Genomic DNA, 23568 nt, shown 5'->3' on the forward strand with positions numbered 1-23568 from the left:
CGCAGCTTTGTAGTGAAGGCGCAGCCCCAACGGAAAAGCTGTCGCCGTGCTTGGCTTGGTTATGTGTAGGGAACCCCATCAGCACCTCACCTTCCGCGACTCTGCAACAAGTCATTGGTGCTCTACGACGATACCTGTACAGCACCCACCGTTTGTTGGGTGATAGTCCACGGAACAGGCCGTGATCACGACAAATAAATCAGCATCGGCTCGCAGCAGCACGTTTCCACCGGGGGGATTGTCTGATGCAATCACTTCAAGCCGACCGTCGGGTTGCGGCTCGGATCGCTGGAACAGATTGACCGGGTCAGGAACAATCGGAAGGTAAATACCAGCTTTGGACAGGATACCCAGGAGGTTATCTCGACAGTTCGGGTGGCCCCGCAAACCAGCACGCTCATAAAGCCCACGGTTGCATGCAGGAAAAAGCATATCGTGGGGACAGAGTGAGTTGTCTTCGATGAGCGTCAAGACCTGGTTAGCCTGTTCGCTGTAAAAGCTCTTGCCAGGAATAGGAAACATTCGCTCTGTAATGTCCCGTGTTTGCGAGGTGCTAAGCCAATCGACTCCATCACTGTTCACGACGAACGACCACAAGTCAGCAACCTGTTGGCCCTCAGGGTCAATCACACGCAAGCATTCGCCCTTCTGCACTCGGAAGCCTCGCCCCGATTGTGGCGGTATCTCGGTGCGGTATTGCTGGTGCCTCTCAACTTCAAAATCATCTTCCATCTACATTCTCCAAGATGGAGTCCTTGAACACATAACGCTTGCAGCATGCGCGCCCTTGGAATGGAGCCGAAGGCGCAATGGAAAGGGCGTCGCCATGCCTGCACTTGTTATAGCTTTTTCATCAATGTGACTTCAGTTGGCTCTGCTAGCCAGTGTTCGAATTTTTGCGCAATCAACTTTGTATGCTCTTCCTGGTGGTGGTTATCTAGGGCAGCTTCTGTCTCCCATTCTTCATATAGACAAATGTAACGACCACAATCTGATACATACAGCTCAAATTGAATACAGTCGGCCTCGTTTCTTGTAGCTTCTAACATTCCCAGCAATTCATTTTATGCCGACTCAAAGAACTCTGCTTTCGGGGTGATCCTTGCAAAAACGAAAGTGTTTTTAATTGACATGAAACCCTCTACTACTGACTAATTTTAGCTATAACAGGTATTAGATAGCGCGCTCGTTTTGTCACTTGAACGAGCGCGCGCGTTCAAGAAATCTTATCAAGCCCGCCTTTTCGCACCTGACCCATTGATTCCACATTGTGCTAAGCATAATTCGACACGTTATGCAGGATTCGTGTGCTGGCAAGCTTCATTGGGGTTGAGAATAAAACGCTCCAGCCCTCACACCGTGAAGACCTACTGCTACTGGATACGTTATTTCATTCGCTTCAATGGCTTACGTCATCCCGCCAGCATGGGTGGTCCCGAAGTGAAAGCTTTTCTGGAGCATCTTGCGGTACAGCGCCATGTGGCCGCGGCCACGCAGAATCAGCCCTGATGCTCTTGTTTTCTATATCGGCATGTACTGGGAAAAGTTTTATCGGAGTGCGGGGTATATTGGGATGAGGATAGGATTTTAGCCACGCTACCGCCCCTACCTGTGCATGCGGCGATGAGCGGCTGTCATCCATGCGGTAGTCCCAGCGTAATGGTTTATCACCGGCCTTCTTAAGTAGCCTTTGCTGTACCGTAACCAGCCGTTACAGGGAGAGCAATGCCCACGAAAGGATAAAGCGCAAAGCATTTCAAGCTGGGGGTACTGGAGCTACTGGCTGACGTCGCCGAGCATGCTGTCCAGTTCGTCCTGGTCTACGCCGAGCATCTGCAGGATGTTGCGCTGGGCGGCTTCGAGGATGTGCTGGCGTTCTTGCTCGCCGGGCAGGCTCTTGGCGAGGGCCACGGCGCCCACCAGGGAGGCAAGAATGACGCGGGACTTGTCGGCGATGACGTCGCGGTCAGGTTCGAAGGGCAGTTTCTTGAGGCGGCTCAGGGCGATGAGGCGGGTTTCCAGCATCTTCTTCATGCGCAGGTAGGAGGCTTCGAAGAGCGTGCGGATCTCGGCGTTCTCGTTGCCGATCTCGTTGAACAGCACGGTCTCCGGCCCGGGTTGGTGCTTGCGTTCCAGTTCCTGGAGATTCCAGCAGTTGGAGACCAGTTCCGTGAGGTGCTTCACCGAAAGCGGCCCCTTGACCAGCCTGGCCGCGCGGCTGCTTTCCAGGGTGTCTCGCACCGAGGCGTGGTACAGCGCTTCCTTGGAGGCGAAGTGGGCATAGAAGGCGCCGTGGGTCATCTTGGCCAGTTTCATGATCTGGCCGATGGAGACCTTCTCGAACCCTTGGCGGCTGAACAGTTCGACGGCCGATTTAAGGATTCGCTCGCGCGATCTGGCCTTGCGATTCGTCGAGTCGGACATGGCGACCTCACGCTGCTGCTCAGAATAGGTGCTGAATACACACTGAATATTATCTTGATCATATCAAGCCCGGTGCTAGCGTGGCGTAAATTCCAACAGTTCAGGACACTCGCATGTCATCACCGCTCGTTATCACCGGCATGGGCATGGTCAGCCCCCTCGGTTGCGGCGTCAATGCCAGTTGGGAGCGCCTTCTGGCGGGCCGCTCCGGCGTTTCCTCGATCACGCGCTTCGAGACCGGCGAGCTGCCGATCAAGGTCGCGGGTTCGGTTCCCGGCATGGAGAGCGACCCAGAGGCGGGCTTCGACCCCGACCGCGTCGCCGATGCCAAGGAACGACGCAAGATGGAGCTGTTCAGCCTTTATGCCATGGCCGCCGCCGATGAGGCGCTGACCCAGGCGAACTGGTTCCCATCGAGCGATGAGGATCGGCTGGCCACCGCCACTATCGTGGGCTCCGGCATCGGAGGCTTCCCGACCATCACCCAGGCGCAGGATACGCTAACGACGCGCGGCTACCGCCGACTCTCGCCGTTCACCGTGCCGGCCTTTTTGGCCAACCTGGCGGCGGGCAATGTGTCGATTCGCTATGGCTTGCGCGGGCCGTTGGGCTGCCCGGTCACGGCCTGCGCGGCGGGCGTGCAGGCCATCGGCGATGGCATGCGCATGATCCGCAGCGGCGAGGCCGAGGTGGCCCTGGTGGGTGGCGCCGAGGCCTGTATCGACCCGCTCTCATTGGCCAGCTTCCATGCCATGAAGGCGCTCTCCACCGAGCAGGAGGCGCCTGCCAAGGCGTCGAGGCCTTTCGATCAAGCCCGCAACGGCTTCGTCATGGGCGAAGGCGCGGGGCTCCTGGTGATCGAGACCCTGGCCCATGCCGAGGCGCGCGGGGCAACGCCACTGGCCTTTCTCAGCGGCTATGGCACCAGCGCGGACGCCCACCACATCACCGCCGGGCCGGAAGATGGCGCCGGGGCCGCGGCGGCCATTCGGGCCGCGCTACGTATGGCGGGGCTCGCCCCCGATGCCATCGATCACATCAACGCCCACGCCACCTCGACGCCGGTCGGCGACCGGGCGGAGATCGCCTCCTTGCGCAATGCGTTCGGCGACGCGTTGCCCGGCATCCCGATCTCCGCCACCAAATCGGCTACCGGCCACCTGCTCGGTGCCGCCGGCGGCGTTGAGAGCATCTTCTCGGCCCTGGCGGCCATCCAGGATCGCCTGCCCCCGACCCTGAATCTGGAGCACGCCGATGAAGATCTAAGCGACTTGGACTTCGTCGCGGGCGAGGCACGCGAACACCGTAGCCAGCACGTACTGTGCAACGGGTTCGGCTTCGGTGGGGTTAATGCCGCGCTGATCGTCAGCAAGGTGTAGGCGCTGTCTGAAAAGTACTGTGCTCCGACAAGCCGCCACCACCGCTTCGGCGCAGCGGTGGTGGCTAAGAAACGCTCGCTGAGACGGTGAGGCGAGCGGCAGGACACGTTGCCGCGACGCCCAGGCTGTGTCTCCTGCCTTACCGTTTCGCGCTGGCCAGGGCGGCCCCGAAGCACATGAAGGTCGCGCCACCGATGCGGTTGACGACGCGTGCTCCCGTTGGCGAGCCGAACCATCCCTTCGCCTGTTGCCCAAAGAACGCATACAGGCAGTGAATCACCATGACCAGCGTACTGTAGGTCAGCACCAACAGCGTGAACTGTGCGGTGAAGTTACCTTGTGGGCTGATGAACTGAGGAAAGACCGAGAGAAAGAAAAACACGGCCTTGGGATTCGTCAGTTGTATCGTCAGCCCTTCGAGAAAGCGGCGGCGAAAGCCTAGCGATTGCGTGGGCCGTTCAGCGAACGTAAGCGACGGCGAGCGCCAAAGACGAATCCCCAGATAGAACAGATAGGCGGCGCCGAGGAACTTCATCGCCGTAAAGGCAACCGCCGAGGTCGCCAATATCACACCGACACTCGAGGCGGAAATGCCCGCTACGAGCAGTGTGCCAAAGGCAATACCGACTATTCCGCCAAGACTCCCCATGAAGCCAAACCGCAACGAATTGCTCAGGGTCATCACGACGCCCGGCCCCGGGCTGAGCACTGTCAGCGTTGCCATTATCAGAAAAAGCCAATACAGGTCCATCTCAGATCCTCGCCAGATATCGCTCTCGCAATACTTCGCCAGTCGGAGAGGGTTGGACGCCCACGTAGAGCGCAATTGGCGTCCCGTTGACCGCCTTGTTAGGGCCCTTGAATCGGGCTAGCATAATCGTATTGCCACTCGCGGAGGCACCATGAATACGGAAACATTAGACCACCTACGCTCCCAGATTTCGACGCTCTCCGAGTCGGAACGTGCAGCGCTGGCTCGCGAGCTGATAATGAGTCTGGACGGTCCCCGTGACGACTCTGTCGAGCAAGCCTGGAACGATGAAATCGTTCACCGTGTTTCCAAGGTCAAAAGCGGAAAAACGACACTTATCGACCGTGAAGAATTCCGATCGAAGATGCGGGCGAGATTAGGCCAGTAATAGTGAGAACGGTACGGATACTGGAAGATGCTTCGCAGGAAGCGATAGAGGCTGCAGCATGGTACGAATATGAGCAGCCTGGACTCGGAACCGAGTTTTTTGCTGCCCTTGACGCCGCAATCGACGTTATTGAAGAAAACCTCATCCCCCTATCACCTCTCCCCGAAGAAGCCGGCAATATCGGTGCAAAACGACTAATCCTGAAACGCTTCCCGTATGACATAGTTGTGATTGAGCTGGCGGAAGAAACAGTCGTAATCGCCGTCGCCCACCACTCTCGCAAGCCTGGCTATTGGTTGGAACGAGATAAGCTCTAACCTGATAACCTGACTTCCCAACACGGCGCGCCCACAAAAATGCCGCTTCCTAGGAAGCGGCAAAGCATAAGTCGGACGCGACTCAGTTTCGTGGATGGCGGTTACTGACTACAGGCTCTCTCAATAAAGCCCCATCGGGTCGTCGCTGTAGGACACCAGTACGCATTTCACCTGCTGGTAGTGGTCGAGCATCAGCTTGTGGGTCTCGCGGCCAATGCCTGACTTCTTGTAGCCCCCGAATGCCGCGTGCGCGGGGTATTGGTGATAGCAGTTGGTCCACACGCGACCGGCTTGAATGCCCCGACCCATGCGGTAGGCGCGATTCATGTCGCGGGTCCAGACCCCGGCGCCTAGGCCGAATTCGGTATCGTTGGCGATGGCCAGCGCTTCTTCTTCATCGCGGAAGGTCGTGATGGCGAGCGTGGGGCCGAAGATCTCCTCCTGGAAGACACGCATGTCGTTGCGGCCCTTGAGAATGGTGGGCTGCACGTAGAAACCACCCGCCAGCTCGCCCTCAAGCGTGGCCTTGCCACCGCCCAGCAGGCATTCGGCGCCCTCCTCGCGGCCGATGTCCATGTACGAGAGGATCTTGTCGAATTGCTCCTTGGAGACCTGGGCGCCGATCTGCGTTTCGGTATCCAACGGATCGCCCTGGCGAATGGTTTTGGCGCGTTCGATGGCGCGGGCCATGAACTCGTCATAGATCGACTCGTGCACCAGCGCGCGCGACGGGCAGGTACACACTTCGCCCTGGTTGAAGAAGGTCATCAGCAGGCCTTCGATGCACTTCTCGGCGAAGGCCTCGCCATGCGAGAGCACGTCCTCAAAATAGACGTTGGGCGACTTGCCGCCCAGTTCCAGCGTGGCCGGCACGATGCGCTTGGCGGCATTGGCCATGATATGGCTGCCCACCGGGGTGGAACCGGTGAAGGCGATCTTGGCGACACCTTCATGCGTGGTCAGCGCCTCGCCGGCTTCTTCACCGAGGCCATGCACGACGTTGATCACGCCCGGCGGCACCAGGTCGGCGATGAGTTCGAGGAAGATGTTGATCGAGGCCGGGGTCTGTTCGGCCGGCTTGAGCACCGAGCAGTTGCCGGCGGCGAGCGCAGGCGCCAGCTTCCAGGTCGCCATGAGGATGGGAAAGTTCCAGGGGATAATCTGGCCCACCACGCCGTAGGGCTCGTGATAGTGATAAGCGACGGTGTTCTCATCGACTTCACTGATGGTGCCTTCCTGGGCACGCAGGCAACCGGCGAAATAGCGGAAATGATCCGCCACCAGCGGGATGTCGGCGCCGCTAGTTTCGCGGATCGGCTTGCCGTTGTCCCAGGTCTCGGCCACGGCGAGCTTATCGATGTTCTGCTCGACACGATCGGCGATCTGGAGCAGCACCTTGGCCCGCTCGGCGGGCGGCATCTTGCCCCAGGCCGGGGCGGCTTTCTGCGCCGCCTTCACCGCACGGTCGATATCCGCAGCCGATGAACGCGGTACCTGACAGAAGACCTCACCGGTGATCGGGGTGATGTTGTCCAGATAGCGACCGTCGGCGGGCGCCACCCACTCACCGCCGATGAAATTCTCGTAACGCGACTTGAAGTCGACGACGGCACCTGGGGTGCCGGGACGTGCGTGAATCATGGCGTGTCTCCTTGGGCGAATGCGCCGGGGCGAATCGTCTGGTGTGCGACCCTGCCCCTTGGAAAATGAGTACGCATCGCCCTCAGCATGGCGTGTCGGCCAGGCGTCGGTTTGCCTGCCAGTCTCCGACGTTTGTCTGCCAGTCTCAGATAGCGAATTTGCCTACACTGCAAGGTAACGGGCGTCATCCACGCCCACACCGTCGGTACCGTTCAGGAGTTCGCCATGCACGCCGTCACGCCTCCCGATTCGCGCTCCCGGGGCTCCCAAGTGGACAACGCCCGCGCGCTCGAGCAACTGACGGATACGCCCCGCACGCGGCGCTTGATCGAGAATCGCATCTGTTACGCGGGCCCGCATGCGGAGCTTTCGATCTACGATACCTGGTGGCCCGCGCAGGATGTCGCCTTGAGCGCCGAGCGGGTGCTCTACTGCGGCATGCTACAAGGGCGCAAGGTGATGAATGGCGCCACCGAAGTGCCGGAAACCTTCTTGCCGGGCGAGAGCTTCGTGCTGGCGCCGCATCAGGAAGTGCGCATCGATTTCCCCGATGCGCGCCCCGACGCGCCCACCACCTGCATGACTATCGATCTCGATCCCGCGCGCATTCACGCCCTCAGCGAGCGCCTCAACCAGGCCCAGCCGCGCGAACGAGAACTCGGCGAGTGGCACTATCATCCGCATGCCCTCCATGTACCGCACAGCCCGACCACCCAGGCGCTGATCGAACGCTTGATGGGGCTGTTCCGCGAGAATCACCCCGACCGCGACGCGCTGATCGGGCTGGGCATCGACGAGTTGATCGTGCGCCTGCTGCGTACCCAATCGCGTGAGTTGCTGCTCGCCGACGCCCGCCAGGCGCCACCGCGTCACGGGCTCGCGGCCGCCCTGGCCTGGCTGGAACGCCACCCCGAGCAGCCTCTGGACGGGGCGCAATTGGCCCGCGAGGCCTGCATGAGCAAGGCGCGCCTGTATCGGCTTTTCCAGCGCGAGGTCGGCTACACCCCCGGCGAGTATCAGCAGCGCCTGCGCCTGGCACGCGCTCGCCAGTGGCTGCGCGAGGCCGACGCTCCCATCACCGAGATCTGCTACTCGCTGGGCTACCGCAGCCTCAGCCACTTCACTCGGCGCTTCAAGGCGGCCTATGGCCTCACGCCGGGCGACTATCGACGTCTACTCATCGCCTGAGCGCGCGGCGATTTAAAGACGCCTAAAATGCATCTTCCATCAGCGCCTCCTCAAGGAGTGTGCTTGCATTTCAGCGTCAATCCGATAAAGTAGATAACGAAATTTTATTCTACCCGCGCAAGGCAAGAATTCCTCGTGATGCACGTTCATCGTACTAAGCAAGCCGTACTAGGCAATATGAGTGTCACGCGGAATTCGTGACCGGGGTAGGCATTTCCTGCATCGCGCCGCGATGCATATAGTGTTTACAAGAGAGACATCATGACATTACGTCACGCCGAAAGCGGCGACGCTCCGCGATTGCACCTCGACCTCACTCCTTTTCAGGAAGACGGCCAGTGCTACGGCGACTACCACCGCCTGCCACTCAACCCGATGCTCAAACGCCTGTGCATAGAAGCGCGCCGCGCCGGCCTCGCGGATGCATCGCTCGGGGCTCGCGACCTGATGAGTCATATGGCACTCGATGAAGATCATATCGTCACCCAGGAAATCTCCGGGCGCGTATGGCGCTATAATGTCGGCTACTCGGAGGCGCCCAGCCAACTCGATTCGGCGCTGGATTCACTCGGCGAACGCATGCTCGAGGAACCGCTGCCCACCGGCCTGGCACAGCTCACCGAGTCATGGGTCTATATGCCCGGACAGCTCGATGCCGCCACGACTCAAAGCACCGACGTGCTGTGGATGGATAAGTCCGCGTGGGCACGCTATCGCCTCGAACAAGTCCAGCTCTGGTTTCGTGCGTTGCGCGACGATGCCGAGCGTCTCGACGACGGCTGGCTGGCCTGGCATCTGACCCACCTACCGCTGACACGCGCGCCGGTGTTCGATAGCGTCGATGCATTCAGCAAGCTGGCGCGCCTCGACCTCGGCGGCCGCAATGCCCTGGGGCAACTCTCCTTCGTGCGTTATCAACATGGAGAATGCCACGAGGGCATGGGGCTGGCGATCACTCAACTGCCGCATCACCTCGACGCGTTGGCGCCGCTGGACGACGCCCTGGTGGTGCCCGCACGCCAGGTCGACACGATACTCGCACGCCTGGATCGCGCGCTCGCCGACTAGGCTTTTTACGAAAGCTGCCTGTGCGACACGCGCGGCAATGAACGAAAACGCCCCCGGTGCCGAATTGACGGCGCCGGGGGCGTTGCGTTGGGGCCTGCGTAGCGTTTCCGTCAGCCGGTGCGTCTGAGCAGCACGATGCCCAACACATAGCAGGCCACGGTGGGTACCAGCACCGCGAACACCGGCGAGAAGCCGAACAGCATCGACGCCGGCGCCAATAGATCCTGCAGATACTTGAACGAGACGCCGACGATGATGCCGTAGAACACCCGCGTGCCGGCGGCCACGGTACGCAACGGGCCGAACACGAAGGAGGCAGCCACCAACATCAGGCCCGCCAAGGTGAAAGGCAGCAGCATTTTCTGCCAGAAGTACAATAGTGGCTGCGTGGCCTCGAGCCCCTGGTTGCCCAGGTAACTGGCGTAACGCCACAAGTCGCTGGGCGACTGGCTCTCCAGCGGGCGCAACAAGCGATTGAGCTGTTCGGGGGTGAACGAGGTCTCCCAGGTACGCTTGTCAGTGGTGTCGACGACGGTCTGGCCGTCCTCGAAACGCGTTTCCTCGATGTTTTGCCATTGCCAGCTACCGTCTTCCCAGACCGCACGGTCGGCATGCTCGGCACTCACCAACTGCGTGCCATCGAAGTGATAGCGCGTGACATCGATGACCACGTCATCCGCGCGGATGGTGCCGAAGCGATAGAAATCATCGCCCTCGCGCTGCCAACCGCCACGCTCGGAGAGAATCGCGCCCTCGCCCTCGAGCTGCTCGAGCCGCCAAGCCTCGGCATGTTGCTCTGTCACCGGGCTGACCCACTCGCTGATCGCCATGGTCAGGATGATCACCAGACCCAGCGGCTTCATGGCGCCCCACAGAATGCGGGCCAGCGAACGCCCGGAGGCGCGCATCACCGTCAACTCGTTACTCGACGCCATGCTGCCCAGGCCGATCAGCGCGCCAATCAGCACCCCCACCGGCGCATATTGATAAAACCGCCACGGTAGGCGCATCAACAGATACACAAAGACGTCGAGAGCGCCGTAGTTACCCTCGACGTCACCGAGATCGTTGATATAGGAAATGACCAGATCAAGCCCCAGGATCATGACCTGCACGACCAGCATGGCCGCCAGCACATTGCGCGCAATGTAGCGATCGAAACGGTCGAAAATCATGTGCGGCCCCCTCGGCGCTGATCACGGCGTGTCATCCATATTCCCAGCAGCAGATACCCCAGGTGGATCGGCCACATACCGATGGATGGCGCCAGCGAGCCACGCGAGATGGCATCCTGAGCCGCCAGCAATAAGCTCAAGTAACTGATGTGCAGGAAGATCGCCGGCATCAGCTTGGCGAAACGTCCCTGCCGTGGATTGACCCGCGACAGCGGCAGCGCCAGCAGGGTGAGGATCGGCACCATCAGCGGCATGGAAAGCCGCCACTGCAGATGGGCCCAGGCCTCGTTATCGCCGCGCTCGATGAGCTGCGGGGTCGAGGTCAGCTCGGCGGCATCGAGATCGACCCGCTCGCTGGCGCGCGATAGGCGCACCGCATAGGTGTCGAACTGCACCCGCTCGGCGACGTTTTTACCCGGTTCGACGCTGTAACGCTCGCCATCGGTCAACACCAGGAAGCGGCTGCCAGTATCCTCGTCGACCGTCTGATAGCCGCCTTCGGCCCGCGTGACGACCGTCTCCGGTGTGCCATCGTTGCGTGGCTGGCGCTCGCTGATGAAGACGTTTTCCATCCGCGAGCGGTCATCGTTGAGGCTCTCGGTATAGGCGGTGCGCCCACTGCCGAACTCCTGGAAACGCCCCGGCTGCAGCACCGAGAAATCGAGCCGGCTTTTCTGTTCCTCGAGCACCATCTCGTTGTGGCGGGCACCGCTCGGGGTCAGCCACAGGCTGCACACCGCCACCAGTATGGCCACCAGCACTGCCGGCCACAGCGTCACCCGCAATAGCCGGTTGGGGCTGATGCCACAGGCCACCAGTACGGTGATCTCGCTATTGAGATAGAGCTGTCCGAACGCCAGCAGAATGCCGAGAAAGAACGACAGCGGCAGCACCAGCTCCATGAACCCGGGCAGGTGAAAAAGCATCAGGGTGCCAAGAATGTTGGCAGGAATATCCCCTTGCGCGGCATCGCCGAAATAGCGAATGAAGCGACTGCCCATGATCACCAGCAATAGCACGCCGGCCACGGCAGCCATGGTGGCGAGGATCTCGCGCGTCAAATAGCGGAATACGATCAAGCGTCTTCTCCCGGGTCGGTTCCCTGGTCCACGACGACCCCTTGCGGGGCCCAATGCAGCCTTCGACCACCCTCCCCATGCATTGCGTTCCGGCTTTGCGTACACTGGAGTACGTTCAGCGCCGGCATCCTTGTCGGCATTATCCAGAATACTCGGACACTTGTCTCGCCACGAGACAAGACATGCCAGCTCAGTCGTGTGGAGACTTCATGGAATCCCCCGTAATCAACGTCAACCCGGCCAAGGTCGAAACGGCATGCCTGATCGTGCCCGTCTTCCAGGATGGGGACCTGCTGCCAGCGGCGGACAAGCTCGACGACGCCAGTGAACGCCTGATCGGCCAGCTTCTCGACCGGGGCGACTTCGATCCCAGCCTCGGCAATGTGCAGTTGATTCCCTTCGCGCCGGGGCTCGGTGCCGAGCGTCTGTTGCTCGTCGGCCTCGGCGAGCGCGCTAAGTGCGGCGAAGGCCAGCTCATCAAGGCCCTCGATGCCGCCTTCGCCGCCGTCATCAAGCTGCCGCTCGACGACGTGGCCGCCGCCTTCACCGACGTGCCGGTCGGCGAACGCGACACCGCCTGGAAAGCGCGCGTCACGCTGGAAGCCGCGCATCGCGCCTGCTATCGCTTCGACGACTTCAAGTCGCAGCCGGCCCCCGCTCCGCGCCTCGAGAGCCTGACGCTGCTGGTCAGCGACGCAGATGAGACGCCCCAGGCCGAACTAGGGGCCCGCATCGGTGCCGCCGTCGGCGAAGGGGTCGCGCTGACGCGTACCCTGGGCAACCTGCCCAGCAATGTTTGCACGCCGCGTTACCTCGCCGAGCAGGCACAAACACTGGCTGCGGATGCCGATGGCGCACTGAACGTCGAGATCCTCGACGAGGACGCCTTGCAAGCGCTGGGCGCCAACGCCCTGCTCTCTGTCGGTCAAGGCAGCGAAGAACCCTCGCGCCTGATCGTCATGCAGTATCGCGGCGCCGAGGACCCGGATGAAGCCCCGCACGTCCTCGTCGGCAAGGGCATCACCTTCGATTCCGGCGGCATCTCGCTCAAGCCGGGAGCCGGCATGGACGAGATGAAGTTCGACATGTGCGGCGCCGCCAGCGTCTTCGGCACCATGAAGACGGTGCTCGCGCTCAAGCCCAAGATCAATATCATCGGCGTGGTGGCAAGCGCCGAGAACATGCCCGATGGCCGCGCCTTCAAGCCCGGCGACATCGTCAAGACCCTCAAGGGGCTCAACGTCGAGATCCTCAACACCGACGCCGAGGGGCGCATGGTGCTGTGCGACGCGCTGAGCTACGTCGAGCGCTTCAAGCCCGCTAGCGTGGTGGATATCGCGACCCTGACCGGTGCGGCGGTCATCGCCCTGGGCCATCATGCCTCGGGGCTGCTGTCCAACGACGACGATCTGGCGCTGGACCTGCTCGACGCCGGCGAGAACGCCTGGGATCGCGCTTGGCACCTGCCCTTGTGGGACGAGTACCAGAGCCAGCTCGACTCCAACTTCGCCGACTTGGCCCACATCGGCGGTCGTCCCGCGGGCACCATCACGGCGGCCTGCTTCCTGTCGCGTTTCGCCGATGCCTATCCGTGGGCGCACTTGGATATCGCCGGTACCGCCTGGGCTTCGGGTGACAAGAAAGGCGCCAGCGGCCGCCCCGTGGGCCTTTTGACCCAATACTTGCTCGACCGCGAAACCGAGGCCAACGAGACCCGCCCCAGCGTCGAGTGACCCTTCGCAGCAAACAATTTGCATGCTAACGTAAGTAGCAGGCGCGCCGGCCTTTCCTCGTCCGACGCGCCTGTGTCATTCTCGGTATCCAACCAATCGCCGAATTTGACGGCTTTTCAACCGGCGTCTTTCGCCGAGCGCTTAGATGTAACGGAGAACTTCAGTGACCCCTTCAGGCTTCGATATACGGCCTAACGCGCATCCCAAGGATGCCGCCCTGCGCGAGACGATTCTCGAGAACCCCGGTTTCGGTCGTCATTTCAGCGATCACATGGCTCATATCCGCTGGACGAGCGATGTTGGCTGGCATGGCCACGAAGTCCGCCCCTACGGGCCGTTGACGCTGGACCCGGCAGCGGCGGTATTGCATTACGCTCAGGAAATCTTCGAGGGCATCAAGGCCTACCGCCACGCCGACGGCTCGGTATGGACCTTCCGCCCCGAGAAGAACGCCGCACGTTTCCGCGCTTCCGCGCGTCGCCTGGCACTGCCTGAGCTCTCCGACGAGGATTTCATCGGCTCGCTCAAGGCGCTGCTTTCCCAAGACCATGTCTGGGTGCCGACGCCGGCCAGTGCCGCTGAGGAATCGAGCCTTTATCTGCGTCCGTTCATGATCGCCAGCGAGACCTTCCTCGGTGTGCGGCCTTCCAAAGAGGTCGACTACTACGTCATCGCCTCGCCGGCGGCGGCGTACTTCAAGGGTGGGGTGAATCCGGTCTCCATCTGGCTGTCCTCGCATTACAAGCGGGCCGCGTCCGGCGGCACGGGCTTCGCCAAGTGCGGCGGCAACTACGCCGCCTCGCTGGCAGCCCAGAAGGAAGCCGAAGCGCATGACTGCGCCCAGGTCGCCTTCCTCGACGCCGCCGAGAATAAGTGGATCGAGGAACTCGGCGGCATGAACCTGTTCTTCGTCTACAAGGACGGGCGCATCGTCACGCCCAAGTTGACCGGTACCATCCTCGAAGGCGTCACCCGTGACTCCATCCTGGAGCTCGCCCGGGATCAGGGCCTGACGCCCGAAGAACGTCACATCAGTATCGACGAATGGCGCGACGGCGCTGCCTCCGGCGAGATCACCGAGGTCTTCGCCTGCGGCACCGCCGCCGTCATTACCCCGGTCGGCGAGCTACGCAGCGAAGACGAGAGCATACGCCTCAAGGCGGATAGCGGCGGCGAAGTCGGCAAACGCCTGCGCAAGGAGCTGCTCGACCTGCAATACGGGCGCAGCGAAGATACGCGCAACTGGCTGACACGCCTGGCCTGACGTCTTGTCGAACGACACGGCGGCATGACGCGCGCCGTGTCATTTCCTTCCGTTATCAGGAGGCCCCATGTCGAAAGTGATGCTGATCACTGGTGCCGGACGTGGCATCGGCGCCGCGACTGCCAAGCTTGCTGCACAAAAGGGCTACGCCGTTGCCATCAACTATCGCAGCGACAAGGCGTCCGCCGAGGGTGTCGTGGGTGACATCGAAGCCTCGGGCGGACGCGCCATCGCCATTCAGGCCGATGTCGCCAACGAGGCGGATATCGTTGCCATGTTCGAGACCGTCGACCGTGAGCTGGGGCACCTCGACGTGCTGGTCAACAACGCCGGCATCGTCGACCAGATCAGTCGCGTCGACGAAATGAGTTTCGAGCGCGTCGACCGCATGATGCGCATCAACGTGACCGCACCGTTCATCTGCGCCCGTGAAGCCATCAAGCGCATGTCCACCCAGCACGGCGGGCAAGGCGGCGCCATCGTCAATGTCGGCTCGGCGGCCTCGCACCTGGGCGGTGCCAGCGAATACGTCGACTATGCCGCCTCCAAAGGCGCCGTCGATACCATGACCGAAGGCCTGGCCAAGGAAGTCGCCGGCGAAGGCATTCGCGTCAACGGCGTGCGTCCCGGTGTCATCCGCACCAGCATCCATGCCAGCGGCGGCAACCCCGACAAGCCCGATGTCGCCGGCTCGGTGATTCCCATGGGCCGCATCGGCGAACCCGAGGAAATCGCCGACGGCGTGCTATGGCTGGCCGAAGCCGGCTTTACCACCGGGGCGTTGATCGATATCGACGGCGGCGTTTAGTCGCCATCGATTGGCTGCGCGTCGCCCAGGCGGCGTTGAATCCAGCTTCGTGATGCTCATTGAAGAACCCTCAACTGCGCTCGCTTAGCTGGATTCGCCTTGCCTGAGGCTAGCTCGCTCAATCGCTCGGGTGTTGGGCTGTAAGTCAAAGAATCAGATAATCTACCTTTCGTAGCTCGTAGCTCGTAGCTCGTAGCTCGTAGCTGGGATTGTCTTTCTTCCAGCTTCCAGGCGCGTAGCGCCGCTCTTACAACTTACGACTCCCCGAAGGGGCCCATGACTCAAGTCGATTTCTACATCTTGCCCGATACCACGCTCGGCGCGCGGCTGGACTTCGCGTGCCGGCTGGCGGAGACCATCCACCGCAAGGGCTATCGGCTGCATATCCACACCGAGGACGAAGCCATGGCGCGTGACCTCGACGAACGGCTGTGGACCTTCAAGCCCGAAAGCTATCTGCCCCATGCGGTGCTGGCCGACGAGGTCGAGCCCTTGCCGCCCGTCACGTTGGGCTGGGAAACGCCTCCGGCGCCCGGCGTCGAGGCGATGCTCAACCTGCACCCCGAGATTCCCGAGTGGTTCTCGCGTTTCGAACGCGTCGCCGAGATCATCAATCAGCACCAGGACGTGCTGACCGCCAAGCGCGCCTGCTGGCAGACCTATAAAAAGCGCGGCTACCCCGTCAAAGCCAACGACCTCACCAACACCTCACGCAACGCTGCGGGCTAAGCCCCGCCATGACGTCACCCCGCTTGCGGGGTTATACTTGTCGGCATTTTTCGCCACGGCCATGCGCCGTGCTGACCGTATTTCAAGAGCCGACCGACGCCCATGGACAAGACCTACCAACCCGATCAGATCGAAACCCGCTGGTATCAGCGCTGGGAAGACGCCAATCGTTTCGCGCCCGCCGGCCAGGGCGAGCCCTACTCGATCATGATTCCGCCGCCCAACGTGACCGGCAGCCTGCACATGGGCCACGCCTTTCAGGACACCATCATGGATACCCTGACCCGCTGGCGGCGCATGCAGCAATACAACACGCTGTGGCAAGTAGGCACCGACCACGCCGGCATCGCTACGCAGATGCTGGTCGAGCGCAAGGTCGCGGCGGAAGACGGCAAGAGCCGCCACGACCTGGGCCGCGATGCCTTCACCGACAAGATCTGGGAATGGAAGCACGAATCCGGCGGCCATATCACCCGGCAGTTGCGCCGCATGGGCGCCAGCGTCGACTGGTCGCGTGAGCGCTTCACCATGGACGACGGCTTCTACAAGGCGGTGCAGGAAGTCTTCGTGCGGCTGTTCGATGAGGGACTCATCTATCGCGGCAAGCGCCTGGTCAATTGGGATCCCACGCTGCACACCGCGATCTCCGACCTGGAGGTCGAGAACAAGGACCAGCAGGGCCAGTTCTGGCATTTCCGGTATCCGCTGGCCGACGGCGTGACCACCGATGACGGTCAAGATCACCTCATCGTCGCCACCACGCGTCCCGAAACCCTGCTCGGCGACACCGGCGTGGCCGTCAATCCCGAGGACTCGCGCTATGCTTCGCTGATCGGCAAGTTCGTCGAACTGCCGCTGGTCGGGCGCCGTATCCCCATCGTCGCCGACGAGCACGCCGACATGGAGAAAGGCTCGGGTTGCGTGAAGATCACCCCTGCGCACGACTTCAACGACTACGAAGTCGGCCGGCGTCAGGAGCTACCGCTGATCAACGTCTTCACCCCGGACGCCAGCATCCTGCCCCGCGCCGAGGCCTTCGATATCCAGGGCCGCCCGCTCGCCGAGATCGACACCGCCTTGCCGTCCGCCTACGTCGGGCTTGACCGCTTCGCAGCGCGCCAGGCCATCGTAGACGACATGCAGGCCGCCGGGCTGCTGGCGCAGATCGAAACCGTCAACAACACCCTGCCCTATGGCGACCGCTCCGGCGACGTCATCGAGCCACTATTGACCGATCAGTGGTTCGTGGCCGTCGAGGAGTTGGCCAAGCCGGCCATCGCCGCCGTCGAGAACGGCGACATCGAGTTCGTGCCCAAGAACTACGAGAACATGTACTTCGCCTGGATGCGCGACCTGCAGGATTGGTGCATCTCGCGCCAGCTATGGTGGGGACACCGCATTCCGGCCTGGTACGACGTCGAGGGCAACGTTTATGTGGCGCGCAGCGCCGAGGAAGCTCGCGACAAGTACGGCCTCGGTGCCGACATCGCGCTCACCCAGGATGAAGACGTGCTCGATACCTGGTTCAGCTCGGGCCTGTGGACTTTCGGCACCCTGGGTTGGCCGGAGCAGACGCCGGAGCTCGACACCTTCCATCCCTCGAGCGTGCTGGTCACCGGCTTCGACATCATCTTCTTCTGGGTCGCCCGAATGATCATGATGACGTTGAAGTTCACCGACGAGGTGCCTTTCAAGAAGGTCTACGTGCACGGCCTGGTGCGCGACGCCCAGGGCCAGAAGATGTCCAAGTCGAAGGGCAACGTGCTCGACCCCATCGACCTGATCGACGGCATCGACCTGGACGCGCTGATCGACAAGCGCACCGGCAACATGATGCAACCGCAGAAGGCCAAGGCCATCGCCAAGGCCACGCGTGACGAATTCCCCGAGGGCATCGAGCCCCATGGCACCGATGCGCTGCGTTTCACCTTCCTCTCGCAGGCCACCACCGGGCGCGACATCAAGTTCGACATGGGCCGCCTGGACGGCTATCGCAACTTCTGCAACAAGCTGTGGAACGCCTCGCGCTACGTGCTGATGAATGCCGAAGGCGAGGACTGCGGCCTCGAAGGTGAAGTGGAGCTGTCGCTGGCCGACCGCTGGATCGTCTCGCGTCTGCAGCAGACCGAGGCCCAGGTCACCCGGGCGATGGAGGAATTCCGCTTCGACCACGCCTCGCAGGCGCTCTACGACTTCGTCTGGAACGAATACTGCGACTGGTACCTGGAACTCTCCAAGCCGGTGCTGTGGGACGACAACGCCACCGCCGCCGCCAAACGTGGCACCCGGCGCACGCTGGTGCGGGTGCTGGAAACCGTCCTACGCCTCGCGCATCCCATGATGCCGTTCATCAGCGAAGAGATCTGGCAACGCGTTGCGCCGCTGGCCGGCACGCATGCCGGCGACGATGACTCGATCATGGCCCAATCCTGGCCGCAGGCCGACCAGAGCCGCATCGACGATAACGCCACGCGCGATATCGAATGGCTCAAGGGCGTGATCATCGCCGTGCGCAATATCCGCGCCGAGATGAACATCGCCCCCGGCAAACCGCTCGAGGCACTGCTCACCAAGGGCGCAGAAGCCGACCGCGAGCGCCTGGAAGCCTATCGGCTATTCCTCTCCAAGCTGGCCAAGCTCGACAGCATCACCTGGCTCGATGACCCCGACCAGGCTCCGCTCGCCGCCACCCAACTGGTCGGCGACATGGAAGTGCTGGTGCCCATGGCGGGGCTGATCGACAAGGACGTGGAGCTTGCCCGCCTGGCCAAGGAAATCGACAAGCAGGACAAGTTCATCGGCGGTATCGAGAAGAAGCTCGGCAACGAAAGCTTCATCAGCAAGGCCCCGGCCGAGGTCGTCGAGAAGGAGCGCGCCAAGCTCGCCGACGCCCAGGCCAGCCGCCAGCACCTCAGCGAGCAACGCGACAAGATCGCCGCGCTGTAAACGTCGCTGTCAAAACGTCGGCGCACGCCAATCACGCCCATGCGGTTCACGCCGCATGGGCGTTTTCATGTCGGGACAACGGAGTAAAGGCAATAGGGTAAGCATGGCCAAGCGACATGACGTCCCCGCCGCCCGCTAAGCGCACATAAAAAAACCCGCGCCAGGGGGCTGCGCGGGTCGAGGCAGGGTACTACTAGGGGTGCATCGCGAAACGATGCAGGGATGAAACATCTGATGAGCACCAGATGCCGCTTACTTTATCCCTACGCGTCTCATGCCACCAATAAATTGTTAGCATGATAGCGATAGCGCTTTTCAATCCTCGTTGCGTGTCGCTGATGCTCGACGCGTGGCGTCTTCCGAGTCCCGCGTTTCCAATAGCGTCCTCAGGGACGTAACCTCGGCGTTCAGGCTCTCGATCTGCCGCGAAAGATGGCGCATCATCTCGCGATCCGCCTTGTGCTGCCGCGACTCCTGCACGCTGTCATCGGACACCACCAACGAGCCGATGTACGCCGCGAAACTCCCGAATAGCCCCACACCGCCGACCATGAGAAAGATCGCCACGACTCGGCCCAGGGTGGTGACCGGGTAATAGTCGCCATAGCCCACCGTGGTCACGGTCACGAAGGCCCACCATAGCGCCTCTTCCGCCGTGTTGATGGGGCTTTCCGGATGGGGCGACTCGAGCAGCAGCATGGTAATGGCGCCAAAGGCCACCAGCAGCAGCGTGGCGGTCGCCGCCGACGCAAACACCCCCTCGGCACGATTGCGAAACAGCACCCGCCAGATCATGTGCACGGATTTCAGCGCACGGATCACCCGCAGCATCTGCACGACACGGAACAAGCGTGCACCCTGGAACGGCCCCGGCGGGATACAGGCCAGAAGGTCGAGCCACCCCCAGCGCATGTAGCGCCACTTGTTGGGAGCAGCGCGAAAGCGCAGGCAGAAGTCCACGAAGAAGAACCCGCACACCACCCAGTCCATGTACGTTAGAAGGCGCGAGACTTCCGCGGGCAGGGTCAGGAAAAGATCCGCCAACAAGGCGCCAATCACATAGAACGACAGCACCAGCACGACGAGTTGGAAGGGCGTGATACGTTCCTGACTGACCGGCATACGAGTCTCCTTGGTGGCCCGGATAGCTCATGGCGATGGACGCGACACGCCCCTTTCCATTCTCGAGCATCGGCCGCCAAGTGGCTATTGTCAGAGAAATGCCGCGCCCATGGGCCCGGCATTTCTCAACGTGCCGCAAGCGTTTAGCGAGCGATGGGCGCCGTACGCTGCTCGAGCCAGTCGCGGGCTTCGCCGTCGACCTTGGGCATCAGGCGTTGACGAACCTCGTCATGGTAGGCGTTGAGCCAAGCGATTTCCGCATCATCGAGCAGCGCAATATCGATGGCGCGGGTATCGATGGGGCATAGCGTGAGCGTCTCAAAATGCAGGAACTCGCCGAAGTCACTGGGCTGGGCCGAACGATTGACCACCAGGTTCTCGATGCGCACGCCCCACTGCCCGGGCCGATAGACGCCCGGCTCAATCGAGGTGATCATGCCGGGTTGCATGGCTGACTGCGGCGTCGGCGACGCGTACCACGCGATCACCTGCGGTCCCTCGTGGACATTCAGGAAATAGCCCACGCCGTGCCCGGTGCCATGGCCGTAGTCGATCCCCGCGGCCCACAACGGCGCGCGGGCGATGGCGTCCAGTTGCGGCGATGGGATGCCGCGCGGGAACTGGGCACGCGACAGCGCGATGGTGCCCTTGAGCACCTGAGTGAAATCGCGCCGGTGCGCCGCGTCGATCTCGCCCACCGGCACCACACGGGTAATGTCGGTGGTGCCGCCCAGGTATTGGGCCCCCGAGTCGATCAGCAGCAAACCATCGCCCTCGATCACGGAATGCGCTGCGGGAGTGGCGTGATAATGCGGCAGCGCCCCATTGGCGTTGAAGGCGGCGATGGTCCCGAAACTCCGCGAGACGAAGCCGTCGCGCTCAGCGCGTGCGGCGGTTATCCGCTCGTCGACGTTCAGCTCGGTCACCGTCTCGTCGCTGGCCAATGCAGCGTACAGCCAGGCGAAGAACGCGCACAACGCGGCGCCGTCTTCCTCCATGGCGTGGCGCACATGTTCGATGTCGCGGTCGCTCTTGCGGCTCTTGGCCAGCGTGCTCGGCTGGAAGGCCTCGACGACGTTCACGCCTTCCGGCACGGCCTCCGTCAGCGCCAGGCTGACCCGCGCCGGATCGATCAACAGGCGCGCATCGACGGACAACCCAGCGAGACGTTCCGCCACCAGCGCGTAATCGGCAACATCGATGCCGTCGTCGGCAAGTTCGCCGACCAAGGCGTCATCCAGCTTGCCCGGGGCGACGAACAAGGTGGCACGCGTCGCCTCGACGAGCAGGTGCGACAGAAACACCGGATTGAAGTCGACATCCGACCCGCGCAGGTTGGTCAGCCAGGCGATGTCATCGAGGGTCGACACCAGATGCGTATCGGCCCCTTGAGCCTCCATTGCCTGGCGCAATGTCGCCAGCTTGTCACGCCGCGAAGTATCCACGTAAGCGCTCGGGTGGCCACGCACCGGTGCCTCGGGCAGCGCGGGGCGATCCGGCCAGATGGCATCGAGCAGATCCCGATGGCCTTCCCAGCGGATCCCTTTCGGCGCCAGATGCGTCTCCATCTGACGCACGCTAGCCGCCGCCACCACGGCGCCGTCGAAACCCACCGTGGCGCCCTGCGGAAGCTGCTCGGCGAGCCACTGCATGGGCCGCTGCGCCTGGCCGGGCTGAAGTTTCATCAACTCGATGCCGCTCCCGGCCAGTTGCTGCTCGGCCTGAACCCAGTAGCGACTGTCCACCCACAGCCCGGCCGCCTGCTGGGTGATCACCAGCGTGCTCACTGATCCATCGAAGCCCGACAGCCAGGCGCGACCCTGCCAGTGATGCGGCAGGTATTCGGAGCTATGCGGATCGGACGATGGCAGCCACCAGGCATCGACGGCCTGTTCACGCATGGTATCGCGCAGCGCGGCCAGGCGGGCGGCGGGCGTTTGGGGAGATTCACTCAGCGGCATGACTCAGGCTCCGGTGGTGGCATTAGAAGACGAAGCACCGGCGGGATCGACGGTGGGATTGCCCCTCAGCATACGCTTGATGAACGGCGTCAGCAGCGCCAACACGATGGCACATAGCACCAGCGCCACCGCGCAGCGGCCGAATAGCTCGGGTAACTGTCCCAGCTCTTCGGCGTTCACATGCCCGCCGATCAATCCGGCAACCAGGTTCCCCAGCGCCGAGGCGGTGAACCACAACCCCATCAATTGGCCGCGCAGCTTGGTGGGTGCCAGCGCGCTCATGGTAGAAAGCCCGACCGGACTCAGGCACAGCTCGCCGATCGTCAATAGCAGCAAACTGGCGGTGATCCACAGCGGCGAGACCTGATCGATCCCGCCCGCCACGCGCATCGCCGCGAACATCATCAAGGCAAAGCCACCGGCCGCGAACAAGAGGCCGAGGATGAACTTCACCGGGCTGCCGGGTTCCAGGCGACGGCGGCCGAGTGCCGGCCACAGCCAGCCGAAGAGTGGCCCCAGCAGGATGATGAAGACCGGATTGAACGACTGAAACCACACGGTGGGAATTTCCCAACCGAACAACATGCGGTCGGTATAGTCGTGGGCGAACAAGTTATAGGACGTCGGCTGTTGCTCGAAGGACGCCCAGAAGAACGCCGCCGCCATGATCAGGATGAAACACACGACGATACGCGCCCGCTCCTGCTTATCGAGCCCGTTAAAACCGAAGAGAAAAACGAAATAGCCCAGCGCACAGACGATGATGATCGTGGTCATGGCCTCGGCGATCGCCACGGCGTTCAAGGTGATCACGCCGTTGGCCACCAGGGCGATGAAGCCTGCCAGCGCTATCGCCAAACCGGCGACGTAGTAGCCCACGCCGCGACGGTGTACTGACGGCGCATCCCAACTGGCGGCGCGCCCCCGCAGGCTGTCGGCGCGGCGCATGGAGGGAATGGCTGCCAAACGAAAGATCAGCAAGGCCACCAACATGCCCAGCCCGCCGATGCCGAAGCCCCAATGCCAACCGTACTCGCGCATCAGCAAGCCGGTGAACAGCGGGGCCAATAAGGCACCGATGTTGATGCCCATGTAGAAGATGGCGAAGCCACCGTCGCGTCGCACGTCGCCTTGATCGTAAAGGCTACCGACCATCACCGAGATGCAGGATTTGAAAAGTCCCGAGCCGAGCACGATCAGCACCAACCCGATGAAAAACCAGGTCGCGCCCCAGACGGCAGAAAACGCGATAGAAAGATGGCCCAAGGCGATGAGGACCGAGCCGTACCAGACGGCGCGTCGCTGGCCCAGCCAATTGTCTGCCAGCCAGCCGCCGGGCAAGGCCGAGAGATAGACGGCACCCGCGTAGATACCCACGATGGCCGAGGCCGTTTCACGCGTGAAGCCCAGTCCGCCCTCGAAGACCGTGGCGGCCATGAACAGCACGAGCAGCGGGCGAATACCGTAGTAGGAGAAACGCTCCCACATTTCGGTGAAAAATAACGGCCCCAGCGCTCGCGGGTGACCGGCGAAACCCCGGTCCTCTTGGGAGCGGGGCGATGCTACATCCGTGGTAGAGCGCATTGACTATCTGC

General features: G+C 62.2%; 19 protein-coding genes. 10 read left to right on the plus strand and 9 right to left on the minus strand.

The window, feature by feature from the left end:
• Positions 1 to 111 precede the first annotated feature (111 nt).
• Together OP494_RS10205 and OP494_RS10210 are read right to left on the minus strand one after the other, a co-directional pair.
• Positions 112 to 732: an urea carboxylase-associated family protein gene (locus OP494_RS10205; RefSeq protein ID WP_280540615.1), complete on the minus strand. Its 621-nt coding sequence runs from the start codon at positions 730 to 732 to the stop codon at positions 112 to 114.
• A gap of 1044 nt (positions 733 to 1776) precedes the next feature.
• Positions 1777 to 2424: a TetR/AcrR family transcriptional regulator gene (locus tag OP494_RS10210; protein WP_040242998.1), complete on the minus strand. Its 648-nt coding sequence runs from the start codon at positions 2422 to 2424 to the stop codon at positions 1777 to 1779.
• 113 nt (positions 2425 to 2537) lie between these two features.
• Here OP494_RS10210 and fabF point away from each other — a divergent pair, with 113 nt between their 5' ends.
• Positions 2538 to 3803, plus strand: coding sequence for a beta-ketoacyl-ACP synthase II (gene fabF, locus OP494_RS10215; protein WP_280540617.1), 1266 nt, complete (start codon positions 2538 to 2540; stop codon positions 3801 to 3803).
• A gap of 139 nt (positions 3804 to 3942) precedes the next feature.
• On the opposite strand, the gene OP494_RS10220 is transcribed toward fabF, so the two are convergent.
• Entirely contained in the window at positions 3943 to 4554 is a 612-nt protein-coding gene (locus OP494_RS10220) for a LysE family translocator (protein WP_280540618.1), read from the minus strand.
• Between the two features lie 151 nt (positions 4555 to 4705).
• Between OP494_RS10220 and OP494_RS10225 the strand changes: the two genes are divergently transcribed.
• Both OP494_RS10225 and OP494_RS10230 read left to right on the plus strand, forming a co-directional pair.
• On the plus strand, positions 4706 to 4942 hold the full coding sequence (locus tag OP494_RS10225) for an addiction module protein (RefSeq protein ID WP_280540619.1): 237 nt from the start codon (positions 4706 to 4708) through the stop codon (positions 4940 to 4942).
• A 2-nt stretch (positions 4943 to 4944) separates the two neighbouring features.
• Positions 4945 to 5259, plus strand: a complete 315-nt coding sequence (locus OP494_RS10230) for a type II toxin-antitoxin system RelE/ParE family toxin (RefSeq protein ID WP_280540620.1) — start codon at positions 4945 to 4947, stop codon at positions 5257 to 5259.
• Between the two features lie 120 nt (positions 5260 to 5379).
• Here OP494_RS10230 and OP494_RS10235 read toward each other — a convergent pair whose 3' ends face one another.
• A complete protein-coding gene (locus tag OP494_RS10235; protein WP_280540621.1) occupies positions 5380 to 6900 on the minus strand; it encodes an aldehyde dehydrogenase family protein in 1521 nt (506 codons plus the stop codon).
• Positions 6901 to 7125: 225 nt separating this feature from the next.
• Between OP494_RS10235 and OP494_RS10240 the strand changes: the two genes are divergently transcribed.
• On the plus strand, positions 7126 to 8088 hold the full coding sequence (locus tag OP494_RS10240; RefSeq protein WP_280540623.1) for an AraC family transcriptional regulator: 963 nt from the start codon (positions 7126 to 7128) through the stop codon (positions 8086 to 8088).
• 261 nt (positions 8089 to 8349) lie between these two features.
• A complete protein-coding gene (locus OP494_RS10245; protein WP_280540624.1) occupies positions 8350 to 9156 on the plus strand; it encodes a hypothetical protein in 807 nt (268 codons plus the stop codon).
• A 110-nt stretch (positions 9157 to 9266) separates the two neighbouring features.
• On the opposite strand, the gene lptG is transcribed toward OP494_RS10245, so the two are convergent.
• The gene (gene lptG, locus OP494_RS10250; RefSeq protein WP_280540625.1) at positions 9267 to 10331 is read right to left on the minus strand and encodes an LPS export ABC transporter permease LptG; all 1065 of its coding nucleotides are present in this window, start codon (positions 10329 to 10331) and stop codon (positions 9267 to 9269) included.
• Positions 10328 to 11410, minus strand: coding sequence for an LPS export ABC transporter permease LptF (gene lptF / locus OP494_RS10255; RefSeq protein WP_280540626.1), 1083 nt, complete (start codon positions 11408 to 11410; stop codon positions 10328 to 10330). Before lptF ends, lptG begins: the two co-directional genes overlap by 4 nt.
• Before the next feature lie 209 nt (positions 11411 to 11619).
• On the opposite strand from lptF, the gene OP494_RS10260 reads away from it, so the two are divergent.
• The 5 genes from OP494_RS10260 (at position 11620) to OP494_RS10280 (ending at position 18890) form a co-directional block, all read left to right on the plus strand.
• The gene (locus tag OP494_RS10260) at positions 11620 to 13143 is read left to right on the plus strand and encodes a leucyl aminopeptidase (RefSeq protein WP_280540628.1); all 1524 of its coding nucleotides are present in this window, start codon (positions 11620 to 11622) and stop codon (positions 13141 to 13143) included.
• A gap of 163 nt (positions 13144 to 13306) precedes the next feature.
• Positions 13307 to 14407 (plus strand): branched-chain amino acid aminotransferase, encoded by a 1101-nt coding sequence (locus OP494_RS10265; RefSeq protein ID WP_280540629.1) that lies wholly within the window; start codon positions 13307 to 13309, stop codon positions 14405 to 14407.
• 67 nt (positions 14408 to 14474) lie between these two features.
• Entirely contained in the window at positions 14475 to 15215 is a 741-nt protein-coding gene (locus OP494_RS10270; protein WP_280540630.1) for an SDR family oxidoreductase, read from the plus strand.
• A gap of 276 nt (positions 15216 to 15491) precedes the next feature.
• Positions 15492 to 15944 carry a DNA polymerase III subunit chi gene (locus OP494_RS10275; RefSeq protein ID WP_280540631.1) on the plus strand — a complete coding sequence of 151 codons (453 nt, stop codon included), beginning with the start codon at positions 15492 to 15494 and terminating at the stop codon, positions 15942 to 15944.
• Between the two features lie 102 nt (positions 15945 to 16046).
• Positions 16047 to 18890 (plus strand): valine--tRNA ligase, encoded by a 2844-nt coding sequence (locus OP494_RS10280; protein WP_280540632.1) that lies wholly within the window; start codon positions 16047 to 16049, stop codon positions 18888 to 18890.
• A gap of 315 nt (positions 18891 to 19205) precedes the next feature.
• Here the strand turns inward: OP494_RS10280 and OP494_RS10285 are convergent, their stop codons facing one another.
• The 3 genes from OP494_RS10285 to OP494_RS10295 all read right to left on the minus strand — a co-directional run bounded on the left by OP494_RS10285 (position 19206) and on the right by OP494_RS10295 (position 23557).
• A complete protein-coding gene (locus tag OP494_RS10285) occupies positions 19206 to 20012 on the minus strand; it encodes an ion transporter (protein WP_280540633.1) in 807 nt (268 codons plus the stop codon).
• A 143-nt stretch (positions 20013 to 20155) separates the two neighbouring features.
• Positions 20156 to 21973: an aminopeptidase P family protein gene (locus tag OP494_RS10290; protein WP_280540635.1), complete on the minus strand. Its 1818-nt coding sequence runs from the start codon at positions 21971 to 21973 to the stop codon at positions 20156 to 20158.
• Positions 21974 to 21976: 3 nt separating this feature from the next.
• Complete coding sequence (locus OP494_RS10295) at positions 21977 to 23557, minus strand: peptide MFS transporter (RefSeq protein WP_280540636.1); 1581 nt, start codon at positions 23555 to 23557, stop codon at positions 21977 to 21979.
• Between the last annotated feature and the right edge of the window lie 11 nt (positions 23558 to 23568).

Origin of the sequence: Chromohalobacter sp. 11-W, assembly GCF_029889905.1 — a bacterium.
In the GTDB taxonomy this organism is placed as follows: domain Bacteria; phylum Pseudomonadota; class Gammaproteobacteria; order Pseudomonadales; family Halomonadaceae; genus Chromohalobacter.